An 11,575-nucleotide genomic window follows, 5' to 3' on the forward strand; every position below is an offset into this window, starting at 1 on the left:
TTCCTAGTTTGCTCTTTGATTTTCATTGAGTATAAAATGCCAGAAAAAGAGCATAAAAGAGTACACAAAAAGAGACAAAAACAAGATCTACTAAATAAAGGTTTTTTATTTGATAGGCTTAGTTGTTCATGTCTCCCTTACCTCCGAGTATTGGTATCTTTATACTATACTTTTAAGGAAATTTTGTCAACAGAAAACTGGAAATTCCAAGCTCTAAAATACGAGTGATAAGCATTAGTACCGAGTTCTTTGTCTTCCATAGGGGCATCCTCCTTGCTCTGATGTAGTATAGCACTAAAAAACAAAATATCATAGTGGACATATTAAAAACTTGAATGTTAATTACAAAGTTTGGTGGGTTGATTTGTAGGCTTTTCATGGTATAATCAAGAGAGTAAATCTTTATGGAGGAAGTATGAAATTAAATATTCAAGAGATACGCAAGCAGTCTGAAGGCTTGCATTTTGAACAAACGTTAGACCTAGTCGCAGACCTGCGTGCACGTAATCAAGAAATTTTAGATGTAAAAAATATCCTTGCAGTTGGGAAAGTACAGTACGAAAACCGTATGTATTTCTTAGATTATCAACTATCTTATACCATTGTTCTTGCTTCAAGTCGTAGTATGGAGCCAGTTGAGTTAGTTGAATCTTATCCAGTAACGGAAGTTTTCATGGAAGGTGCAACTAACCAACTAGATCAGGAAGTTTTAGACGATGACTTGGTCCTGCCTATCGAAAATGGAGAACTTGACCTTGCTGAGAGCGTGTCAGACAATATCCTACTAAACATTCCTATCAAGGTCTTGACGGCTGAAGAAGAAGCTGGCCAAGGATTTGTTTCAGGAAATGACTGGCAAATCATGACAGAAGAAGAATACCAAGCTCAACAAGCAGTTAAGAAAGAAGAAAACAGTCCTTTTGCTGGTTTACAAGGACTATTTGATGGAGACGAATAATGGTTTTGTCAAAAAAACGAGCACGAAAGGTGCTAGAAGAAATCATTGCTCTTTTTCCAGATGCCAAGCCCAGTCTTGATTTCACTAATCATTTTGAACTCTTGGTTGCGGTCATGTTGTCAGCCCAGACGACGGATGCAGCGGTAAATAAGGCTACGCCAGGCCTCTTTGCTGCCTTTCCAACGCCACAAGCCATGTCTGTTGCAACAGAGAGTGAGATTGCTTCACACATTTCTCGACTGGGACTGTATCGAAATAAGGCTAAATTCCTTAAAAAATGTGCCCAACAGTTACTAGACGATTTTGATGGTCAAGTCCCTCAAACACGTGAGGAATTGGAGAGTTTGGCAGGTGTTGGTCGCAAGACAGCCAATGTTGTTATGAGTGTAGGATTTGGGATTCCAGCCTTTGCAGTGGATACTCATGTGGAGCGTATTTGCAAACACCACGATATCGTCAAAAAATCAGCGACACCACTTGAGGTGGAAAAGCGGGTCATGGATATCTTGCCGCCTGAGCAGTGGTTAGCAGCTCATCAGGCCATGATTTATTTTGGAAGAGCCATTTGTCATCCTAAAAATCCAGAGTGTGACCAGTACCCACAGTTATATGATTTTAGCAATTTGTAAGATGGAAAATCGAAAGTTTTTGCTTGATTTTAAGCTTACTTTGTGCTATAGTAATTGATAACTAAATATTCCTTTAAACTTGTCCCGTGAGGCAGGCAAGGAGCGCGATAAAGTAGAAGGGTGAAGTCTATACTGTGTGCAGTAGGGCTTGCTTAGCTATACATTTCAAGTCTCCTTGTTTAAGGAGACTTTTCTTTTTGGAGGTTTGTCATGAAGACAAAAGAAGTTGTAGACGAATTGACCGTCAAACGAGCGATTACGCGTATTACTTATGAGATTATTGAACGCAACAAAGATTTGAATAAAATCGTCTTGGCTGGTATTAAAACTCGTGGTGTCTTTATCGCCCACCGAATCCAAGAACGTTTGGAACAGCTAGAAAATCTTTCAGTTCCTGTTGTGGAATTGGATACTAAACCTTTCCGTGATGATGTTAAAAGTGGAGAAGATACTTCTTTGGTTTCTGTCGATGTGACAGACCGCGAAGTTATCTTGGTGGACGATGTGCTTTATACAGGTCGTACCATCCGTGCTGCTATTGATAATATTGTAGGTCATGGTCGTCCTGCGCGCGTAAGTTTAGCAGTTCTAGTCGATCGTGGACATAGAGAATTGCCAATCCGTCCAGATTACGTTGGGAAGAATATCCCAACCAGTCGTTCTGAAGAAATCATCGTAGAGATGGCAGAACTTGATGGCCAAGACAGAGTTCTGATTACTGAAGAAGCTTAGAAAGCTAAAGGAGTAGCCATGTCAGAAAATCAACAAGCATTGAACCATGTGGTGTCCATGGAAGACCTCACTGTCGATCAAGTCATGAAATTGATCAAGCGAGGAATTGAGTTTAAAAATGGAGCCCAGCTTCCCTATGAAGACCATCCGATTGTTTCCAATCTTTTCTTTGAGGATTCTACACGGACGCATAAGTCCTTTGAAGTGGCAGAGATTAAATTGGGATTGGAACGACTTGACTTTGATGTGAAGACTAGTTCAGTCAATAAGGGTGAAACACTTTATGATACCATTTTGACTCTGTCTGCTTTAGGAGTGGATGTCTGTGTGATTCGCCACCCAGAGGTCGACTATTACAGAAAATTGATTGCAAGTCCCACGATTACGACTTCCATTATCAATGGTGGAGACGGTTCGGGTCAACACCCTAGCCAGAGTTTGCTTGATTTGATGACTATTTATGAGGAATTTGGTCACTTTGAGGGTCTCAAGGTTGCGATTGCAGGTGACTTGGACCACTCACGCGTTGCCAAATCCAATATGCAGATTTTGAAACGCTTGGGAGCTGAACTTTACTTTGCTGGACCTGAGGAATGGAGAAGTCAAGAGTTTGCAGACTATGGACAGTTTGTAGCCATTGATGAAATTATTGATCAGGTGGATGTTATGATGTTTCTCCGTGTGCAACATGAACGCCATAATAGTGGAGCTGTCTTTTCAAAAGAAGACTACCATGCCCAACATGGCTTGACTCAAGAACGTTATGACCGTTTGAAAGAAACAGCAATCCTCATGCACCCAGCTCCAGTCAATCGTGATGTAGAAATCGCAGATTACTTGGTTGAAGCACCAAAATCACGGATTGCTCAACAAATGACCAATGGTGTCTTTGTTCGAATGGCAATCTTAGAATCCGTACTGGCGAGTAGAAATGCCAACTAAAACACAAGACGTTAAAAGACGCCAGTGAGCGTCCACGAGAGGTGAAAATATGATAAAAAGACTTCTAGTATTAGAAGATGGCACAGTTTTTGAAGGTAAGGCCTTCGGAGCAGATATTGATGTAACTGGTGAAATTGTCTTTAATACAGGGATGACTGGCTACCAAGAATCCATTACAGACCAGTCTTATAATGGACAAATCTTGACCTTTACTTATCCTTTGGTGGGAAATTATGGAATTAACCGTGATGATTACGAATCCATTATTCCAACTTGTAAGGGAGTTGTTGTTTTTGAAGAAGCACGTAGAGCAAGCAACTGGCGCAATCAAATGACCTTGGATGAATTTTTGAAAGCCAAGAAAATTCCAGGTATTTCAGGAATTGATACGCGTGCACTTACCAAGATTATCCGTAAGCATGGTACCATGCGTGCAACCTTGACCCATGTTGGGGACAGCATGGATCATGTGACGGACCAGCTCCAAGCGACAGTCTTGCCGACAGACAATATCAAACAGGTTTCTACTAAAACTTCATATCCAGCTCCTGGAGTTGGTTTGAGCGTGGTGCTAGTGGACTTTGGTCTCAAGCACTCAATCCTACGTGAACTTTCTAAGCGAAACTGTAACGTGACGGTTGTTCCTTATTCAACAACGGCGGAAGAAATTCTCCATCTCAATCCTGACGGAGTTATGTTGTCAAACGGTCCAGGTAACCCAGAAGATGTTCCACAAGCACTGGACATGATTCGTGGTGTGCAAGGAAAAATTCCAATCTTTGGTATTTGTATGGGGCATCAACTCTTTGCAATGGCAAACGGGGCTAAGACTTACAAGATGAAATTTGGACACCGTGGATTCAACCATGCGGTACGCGAAATTGCTACAGGACGTGTGGATTTTACAAGTCAAAACCATGGTTATGCAGTTAGCCGTGAGGATTTGCCAGAGCATTTGATTATCACCCATGAAGAAATCAATGACAAGTCAGTTGAAGGTGTGCGTCACAGATACCAACCTGCTTTCTCTGTTCAATACCATCCAGATGCAGCCCCTGGTCCACACGACGCTAGCTACCTATTTGACGAGTTTATCGAGATGATGGAAGCTTTTAAACAATCAAACTAAGAATGAGTAAAAGCTCGTCGGAGAATTTATGTAACTGAACACGGACGGAAAGCTCGGAATTTAGAGAAACCAACTTGGATTGTCAATCCTTCCTTGGTTTCCTAAAATTCAATCGCTTTCTATTCGTCCTTTGTATCTTATTTAATGGAAATCTGAGAGTTGCCGAATAGAAAGGCAGGTCGTTTCTTTTAGTCGCTATCAGGCGAACTAAAAACTCCCTGCACTAGATTTTTTACCGAAAAATATCGTTTCGCTAAAAAATCGTCGGAGAATTTATTTAATGTCGCTCAGTGAGGCGACGAATAGAAAGGAGAAGGGTGGTCCGTATTTGCTGAACTGAATACGGGCTACGGACGGTGCTAAAAAGATAGTTATTCCTAGAACTGACAGTTCTTCGTCATAACTCCTATTTTAGCTTTGTCCGCTTGACGCCCTTAATATCTTATATATGCCTAAACGTACTGATATTCAAAAAATTATGGTGATTGGTTCTGGTCCGATTATTATTGGTCAGGCTGCTGAGTTTGACTACGCTGGGACCCAGGCTTGCTTGTCTTTGAAAGAGGAAGGTTATGAGGTGGTTTTGGTTAATTCAAACCCTGCAACCATCATGACGGACAAGGAGATTGCGGACAAGGTTTATATTGAACCGATTACACTTGAGTTTGTGACACGTATTCTTCGTAAGGAGCGTCCAGATGCCTTGCTACCAACACTCGGTGGTCAAACAGGGCTTAATATGGCCATGGAATTGTCTAAAAATGGTATCCTAGATGAGCTTGGTGTTGAACTTCTGGGTACTAAACTATCTGCCATTGATCAAGCGGAGGACCGTGACCTCTTTAAACAATTGATGGAAGAGCTCAACCAACCAATTCCAGAATCTGAAATTGTCAACACAGTCGAAGAAGCTGTTGCCTTTGCAGCGACAATTGGCTACCCAGTTATCGTTCGTCCAGCCTTTACCCTTGGTGGTACTGGTGGTGGTATGTGTGCCAACGAGGAAGAATTGCGTGAAATCGCTGAAAATGGTTTGAAATTATCACCTGTGACCCAATGTTTGATTGAGCGTTCGATTGCAGGTTTCAAGGAAATCGAATACGAAGTGATGCGTGACTCAGCTGACAATGCTTTGGTTGTTTGTAACATGGAAAACTTTGACCCAGTCGGAATTCACACAGGAGATTCCATTGTATTTGCTCCTGCGCAAACCATGTCAGACTATGAAAACCAAATGCTACGTGACGCGAGCTTGAGCATCATTCGTGCCCTTAAGATTGAAGGGGGATGTAACGTTCAGCTGGCCCTTGATCCACACAGTTTCAAGTATTATGTCATCGAAGTAAACCCTCGTGTGTCGCGTTCTTCAGCCCTAGCATCTAAGGCGACAGGGTATCCGATTGCAAAATTGGCTGCTAAGATTGCAGTAGGTTTGACCTTGGATGAGGTCATCAACCCAGTTACAGGTTCAACCTATGCCATGTTTGAACCAGCCCTTGACTACGTGGTTGCCAAGATTCCTCGTTTCCCATTTGACAAGTTTGAAAAGGGTGAACGCCGTCTTGGTACCCAGATGAAGGCGACTGGGGAAGTAATGGCGATTGGTCGTAACATCGAAGAATCTCTCCTTAAAGCTTGTCGCTCCCTTGAAATTGGGGTGCACCACAATGAAATGCCTGAACTTGCAGCAGTTTCTGATGATTCCTTGATTGAAAAAGTTGTCAAAGCCCAAGATGACCGCCTCTTCTACGTGTCAGAATCTATTCGCCGTGGTTACACACCAGAAGAAATTGCAGAGCTTACAAAAATCGATATTTTTTATCTGGATAAACTCCTACATATCTTTGAAATTGAGCAGGAATTGGGTGCTCATCCACAAGATCTAGAAGTCTTGAAAACAGCTAAACTTAATGGCTTCTCAGACCGTAAGATTGCGGAACTTTGGAAAACAACTGCTGATCAACTTCGTCAACTTCGCTTGGAAAACAAGATTGTTCCAGTTTATAAGATGGTCGATACCTGTGCTGCGGAGTTTGATTCTGAAACACCATATTTCTATTCAACCTATGGATGGGAAAATGAGTCTATCAGATCTGATAAAGAATCTGTACTTGTCCTAGGTTCAGGTCCAATCCGTATCGGTCAAGGGGTCGAATTTGACTATGCAACGGTTCACTCAGTTAAGGCTATCCAGGCAGCTGGTTATGAAGCTATCATCATGAACTCAAATCCAGAGACTGTTTCAACAGACTTCTCGGTATCAGACAAGCTTTACTTTGAGCCATTGACATTCGAAGATGTTATGAACGTCATTGACTTGGAACAACCAAAGGGAGTTATCGTTCAGTTTGGTGGTCAAACAGCTATCAACCTTGCGGAGTCATTGGCAAAAGCAGGTGTGACCATCCTTGGTACACAGGTCGCTGACCTAGACCGTGCCGAAGACCGTGACCTCTTTGAGCAAGCTCTAAAAGATTTGGACATTCCACAGCCACCAGGACAAACGGCTACCAATGAAGAAGAAGCAGTGCTTGCAGCTCGCAAGATTGGCTTCCCAGTTCTTGTCCGCCCATCTTATGTACTTGGTGGACGTGCCATGGAAATCGTTGAAAACGAAGAAGACCTTCGTTCTTACATGCGAACTGCTGTTAAGGCTAGTCCAGACCACCCAGTTCTTGTTGACTCTTACATCGTTGGGCAAGAGTGCGAAGTTGATGCCATTTCAGATGGTAAAAATGTATTCATTCCTGGTATCATGGAGCATATCGAACGTGCCGGTGTCCACTCAGGTGATTCAATGGCAGTTTACCCACCACAAACCTTGTCGCAAAAGGTTCAGGAGACCATCGCAGACTACACCAAACGCCTAGCAATCGGTCTTAACTGCCTTGGAATGATGAACATCCAGTTTGTTATCAAGGATGAAAAAGTCTATGTTATTGAGGTCAATCCACGTGCCAGCCGTACTGTTCCATTCCTTTCTAAGGTGACCAATATTCCTATGGCTCAAGTAGCGACTAAGCTCATTCTTGGTCAAAGTTTATCAGAACTTGGCTACCAAGATGGACTTTACCCTGAAAGCACCCGCGTTCATATCAAGGCACCTGTCTTCTCCTTTACCAAACTAGCTAAGGTAGACAGCTTACTTGGTCCTGAAATGAAGTCAACAGGGGAAGTTATGGGTTCTGATGCTACTTTGGAAAAAGCTCTCTATAAGGCCTTTGAAGCTTCTTACTTACACTTGCCAACTTTTGGAAATGTTGTCTTTACCATCGCTGATGATGCTAAAGAAGAAGCCTTGGACTTGGCTCGTCGTTTCCAAAATATTGGCTATGGAATCCTCGCGACAGAAGGGACAGCAGCCTTCTTTGCCAGTCATGGATTACATGCTCAGCCTGTTGGAAAGATAGGTGATGAAGATAAGGATATCCCAAGCTTTGTTCGCAAGGGAAGAATCCAAGCTATCATTAATACAGTTGGAACAAAACGAACTGCTGACGAAGATGGTGAGCAAATCCGTCGTTCAGCTATTGAACACGGGGTACCCCTATTCACAGCCTTAGATACAGCTAACGCCATGCTTAAGGTACTTGAAAGTCGTAGCTTTGTTACAGAAGCGATTTAAATAGAAAAATAAGATATAGCAGACTGAATTTAGAACAGTACACAGGAATACTAAAATATTTCTAGAAATTAATTTGAATTTTCTAATTGATTTGTTCGTATCTTATTTCAATCTACTATAGAAAAAAGTCTTTAAAATTATAAAACGCATAATATCAGGTGTTGAAAACCTTGATATTATGCGTTTTATTGTAGGAATATTTACTTCATTTTCTACTAAAATTATGTTTTTGAATAACCTCTATCTTAGTAGTTTGTATGGTCGCCCTCAATCAGTTTTTACGATAAGCTTTAATGCTATGACTATACCATTCTTGCATTTCTTTTGATGGTGGTGTCATATAATCCCCATACATCTGGGTTAAAAATTGGTCATATTTTTTTGGCACAGGCAACATACGACCTTCAAACTCAGTCAAAATCAGTTCTTTAAAGGTATCAACTGGGAAGATTTCTTTCATCCCTTCCTTACCGATCCCAATTCCTCCTTCATATTGAGGAGAGTTGGTTGTAGCATTTTTGACTAGCTGATCAATTTTCTTGTAAAAGTAACGGGGATTGACCACTCGGAGGGCATACCAGCTACATAATCTAAGAAAATCTTTTAATTTGCTATCACCGTGAACTGCTCGTGATTTTTTGATATAAGCTAGTTGACGAAGAGCCACATACTTATAGCTCTTGTCGACAATGCTCAAGTCTGTAAATCGATCAATTGGGAAGACATCGATGAAAAGGCTGGTATCATGACGCTTGTACTTAACATGGTCTTCTATAACAGTAGAAGTGTCCAAAATCGATGCGAAATTATGGAAGTACCAAGAAGATGTATCGTAGGAAAGAACCTTGTAGCGAGGGTGATTTTCTTCTTCAATAATCTTCAGTAAACGCTCATAATCCTCACGATAAAGGGAAATATCAATATCATCATCCCAAGGAATCATACCTTTGTGGCGGATGGCTCCAAGCATGGTTCCATAACTGAGAAAATAAGGAATATCATGTTTCTTACAAGTCTCATCAATATAGTCTAGCAGAGCTAGTTGAATTTCTTTAATTTCTTTTTTTTCTAAATATTGCATCCTAATCCTCCAATTTATAAGCGTGAAATTCATGACTGTAGAAGCGTTTTTCTGCTGGTGGTAGGGTCATATAATCTCCATAAAATTGTGTCAAAATAGTATCAAATTTTTCAGGTGCTGGAAGGCTTAAATTTTCAAAGGGTAAATCAATTATTTTATCGAAGGTACCACTTGGGAAGACTTCCTTTTCCTTAAATTTAGAAGGGATAAAAGCCATATACTGACCATTTTCACGACTATATTTTTGAATTTCTTTCTCGATTTTATGTGCGAAATAACGAGGAGAAACCGGTCGAAGGAGCAACCAAAAGGCTGTTCGTATCCAATCTTTTAAAAGGCTATCCTTATAGACAATATTTTTATGTTTACTGAAAGACAGCAGTTTGAAGCTTTCCAGTTTATAACAAGTATCAATGACCTTAGGATCATCAAAGCGATCTATAGGGAAAATATCGATAAAGATACCAGACTCATAGGTTTTTGTATTTCGAGTATCAATAATTTTAGTCGTACTGTCGGTTATCTTGATAAAGTTGTTAAAGTAGTTCTTATCAGTTTCTAAGGAAAGGAGCTTATACTTGCTTTTTTCCTTTTGAAAAATGTTAATAAATCGTTGGTAGTCTTCTCTAGGCATGGACAGATCAATATCGTCGTCCCAAGGAATAAAGCCTTGATGTCGAACCGCCCCAATCAGAGTACCGTAGTTAATAATATAGTTGATATTGTGCTTTTTACAGAGAGTATCAATATAATCCAAAATTTCTAATTCAATTTGTTTGGCATCTTCAATGGTTAGTTGTTTCATTTTAAACTCCTATGATCTTTTGAATTTATTTTTTAAGGCTAGGACATGGTTTAAAAATTCATAGAAAATGCTATCTTTTGTGAAGACAAGTAGACCAATATAAGAGATAGCTGATAGCAAGACAATCAAACCAGTATTCATCAAAAATGGCAAATTAATGACCATATCCACAGGATACAAGAAATTGATCAGGAAATAAATTCCTACGAAAGAAAGTGAAAAGAGAGAGTATCGAACAGTATAGCTAAAGATATGTCCCAAGTGAATAAGTTGTTTTCTATGGATGAAAATGATATAGAAAACAAGTAGAGAGGCCTCTGATAACATAGTTGTCAGTAAGTAGTATTCAGGAGCCACGATATGGTTGAAAAAGAGGAGACTATTTAAGCCCAAATTGAGTAGCCCAGCAAAGACTGTATAGACTGTGATACGTTTTTCATAGCCATTGGTAAAGAGAATTTGGGAACCAAGAATGGTATCTAAGGCCAGGATAATCGTACGAAAAGCGAAGAGAGAGGTCAAGATGCCACCTCCGATATATTTTTCACTACCGTAAAGTAGGATGGCATTTGGTCCTAAAACCATGAGTCCAAAGCTCAGTGGAATGATAAAGAAGTTAAAGATTCGACTACCTCTATTAACCAGAGAAACATAGGCTTCCTTATCGCCTTTTCCTAGATAGTAACTAAGACGAGGCACACTCACTCCGATAGCTCCTGTTACAACACCAGCAATAACGGTCACAATTCGTTGAGCTATGGTGTAGTAACTAACGTTGACATCAATCCCTGTTTTAACGAGGAAGAGACGATCCAAAAAAGTGAAGAGCATATTGGCATTAGCAAAGACCAACATGGCTGTCAGAGGGAGAAAGAGCGGTTTAAAATCACTGATGTGAATTTTAACAAGCTTAATGTCTCTTTTAATCCAAAAATAACTAATCAGATAGTTAATCAGTGTCGATAAACTCATCACAAGTGTATAGACAACAATATCGTGTTCATTTTTGACAAACAGGAAAATAGAGACCAGCATCAGGATACGGATGAAGGCAGTTTTGTAAAAGAGAAAACTATAATTTTCCAGAGCTTCATTGACCCATTCGATTGAAAAAATCTGGGCAATGAGTTGAATCCCCATAACAAGGTAGACCTTTTTGACGATTGGATTATCTGTAAAGAAGAGAGGATAGGCTAGGATATAGACCGCAGTGGTCAAAATTGTACAAGCTATGCACAAATAAAAAAGACTGGAGAAGGTTCTATTCAGATCTTTTTTGTTATCCTTGACATTACTGATGGCTCGTAAACCGTAGTTATAGACCCCATAAGTCGCAAAGGGTAAGAAAAATGACAAAATAGTGTCGACTGAGTTGAAGTAACCATAGTCAGTTCGGTCCAAGACACGCGCGACGTAGGTTCCAGTTAAGATGGGAAAAATAATATTCAAGACACGAATTCCCATGTAAGATAGAGCATTTAATTTTATACTTTTCATTCAATTTACCTCGTTTTTCATTATATCATAAAGTCAGCTAATAAGAAATGAAGGGCAGTAATACTCTTCGAAAATCAAATTCAAACCACGTCAGCGTCGCCTTACCGTACTCAAGTACAGCTTACGGCTAGCTTCCTAGTTTGCTTTTTGATTATGGATTCAAGCCAGTTTTTCTCG

Annotated in this window: 9 protein-coding genes; 6 read left to right on the forward strand and 3 right to left on the reverse strand. The window is 40.3% G+C overall.

Annotated elements, in window-relative coordinates:
- Window positions 1-415: 415 nt before the first annotated feature.
- The 6 genes from HT736_RS07855 to carB all read left to right on the forward strand — a co-directional run bounded on the left by HT736_RS07855 (window position 416) and on the right by carB (window position 8,015).
- The gene (locus HT736_RS07855; RefSeq protein WP_023936535.1) at window positions 416-958 is read left to right on the forward strand and encodes a DUF177 domain-containing protein; all 543 of its coding nucleotides are present in this window, start codon (window positions 416-418) and stop codon (window positions 956-958) included.
- Entirely contained in the window at window positions 958-1,587 is a 630-nt protein-coding gene (gene nth / locus HT736_RS07860) for an endonuclease III (protein WP_000244443.1), read from the forward strand. Before HT736_RS07855 ends, nth begins: the two co-directional genes overlap by 1 nt.
- 210 nt (window positions 1,588-1,797) lie before the next feature.
- The gene (gene pyrR, locus HT736_RS07865) at window positions 1,798-2,319 is read left to right on the forward strand and encodes a bifunctional pyr operon transcriptional regulator/uracil phosphoribosyltransferase PyrR (RefSeq protein WP_000850023.1); all 522 of its coding nucleotides are present in this window, start codon (window positions 1,798-1,800) and stop codon (window positions 2,317-2,319) included.
- Between the two features lie 18 nt (window positions 2,320-2,337).
- Entirely contained in the window at window positions 2,338-3,261 is a 924-nt protein-coding gene (locus tag HT736_RS07870; RefSeq protein WP_101514526.1) for an aspartate carbamoyltransferase catalytic subunit, read from the forward strand.
- Window positions 3,262-3,310: 49 nt separating this feature from the next.
- Window positions 3,311-4,390, forward strand: a complete 1,080-nt coding sequence (locus tag HT736_RS07875) for a carbamoyl phosphate synthase small subunit (protein ID WP_000595946.1) — start codon at window positions 3,311-3,313, stop codon at window positions 4,388-4,390.
- A gap of 448 nt (window positions 4,391-4,838) precedes the next feature.
- Window positions 4,839-8,015: a carbamoyl-phosphate synthase large subunit gene (carB, locus tag HT736_RS07880; RefSeq protein ID WP_138700106.1), complete on the forward strand. Its 3,177-nt coding sequence runs from the start codon at window positions 4,839-4,841 to the stop codon at window positions 8,013-8,015.
- A 271-nt stretch (window positions 8,016-8,286) separates the two neighbouring features.
- Here the strand turns inward: carB and HT736_RS07885 are convergent, their stop codons facing one another.
- From HT736_RS07885 to tacF, 3 genes are read right to left on the reverse strand one after another with little or no spacing between them, the layout of a single operon-like run.
- Window positions 8,287-9,096 (reverse strand): phosphorylcholine transferase LicD, encoded by an 810-nt coding sequence (locus HT736_RS07885; RefSeq protein ID WP_001199655.1) that lies wholly within the window; start codon window positions 9,094-9,096, stop codon window positions 8,287-8,289.
- 1 nt (window position 9,097) lies between these two features.
- On the reverse strand, window positions 9,098-9,901 hold the full coding sequence (locus HT736_RS07890; protein WP_000811884.1) for a phosphorylcholine transferase LicD: 804 nt from the start codon (window positions 9,899-9,901) through the stop codon (window positions 9,098-9,100).
- 9 nt (window positions 9,902-9,910) lie between these two features.
- Complete coding sequence (gene tacF, locus HT736_RS07895) at window positions 9,911-11,398, reverse strand: type IV teichoic acid flippase TacF (protein ID WP_000835909.1); 1,488 nt, start codon at window positions 11,396-11,398, stop codon at window positions 9,911-9,913.
- Window positions 11,399-11,575: the final 177 nt, after the last annotated feature.

Source organism: Streptococcus sp. 339, from assembly GCF_013277285.1.
In the GTDB taxonomy this organism is placed as follows: domain Bacteria; phylum Bacillota; class Bacilli; order Lactobacillales; family Streptococcaceae; genus Streptococcus; species Streptococcus pseudopneumoniae.

Excerpts from the sequence above, each read along its gene's own strand:
- HT736_RS07870 (WP_101514526.1), top strand. The coding sequence starts at position 2,338 with ATGTCAGAAAATCAACAAGCATTGAACCATGTGGTGTCCATGGAAGAC.
- HT736_RS07855 (WP_023936535.1), top strand. The coding sequence starts at position 416 with ATGAAATTAAATATTCAAGAGATACGCAAGCAGTCTGAAGGCTTGCAT.
- HT736_RS07875 (WP_000595946.1), top strand. The coding sequence starts at position 3,311 with ATGATAAAAAGACTTCTAGTATTAGAAGATGGCACAGTTTTTGAAGGT.
- HT736_RS07885 (WP_001199655.1), bottom strand. The coding sequence starts at position 9,096 with ATGCAATATTTAGAAAAAAAAGAAATTAAAGAAATTCAACTAGCTCTG.
- tacF (WP_000835909.1), bottom strand. The coding sequence starts at position 11,398 with ATGAAAAGTATAAAATTAAATGCTCTATCTTACATGGGAATTCGTGTC.
- carB (WP_138700106.1), top strand. The coding sequence starts at position 4,839 with ATGCCTAAACGTACTGATATTCAAAAAATTATGGTGATTGGTTCTGGT.
- HT736_RS07890 (WP_000811884.1), bottom strand. The coding sequence starts at position 9,901 with ATGAAACAACTAACCATTGAAGATGCCAAACAAATTGAATTAGAAATT.
- pyrR (WP_000850023.1), top strand. The coding sequence starts at position 1,798 with ATGAAGACAAAAGAAGTTGTAGACGAATTGACCGTCAAACGAGCGATT.
- nth (WP_000244443.1), top strand. The coding sequence starts at position 958 with ATGGTTTTGTCAAAAAAACGAGCACGAAAGGTGCTAGAAGAAATCATT.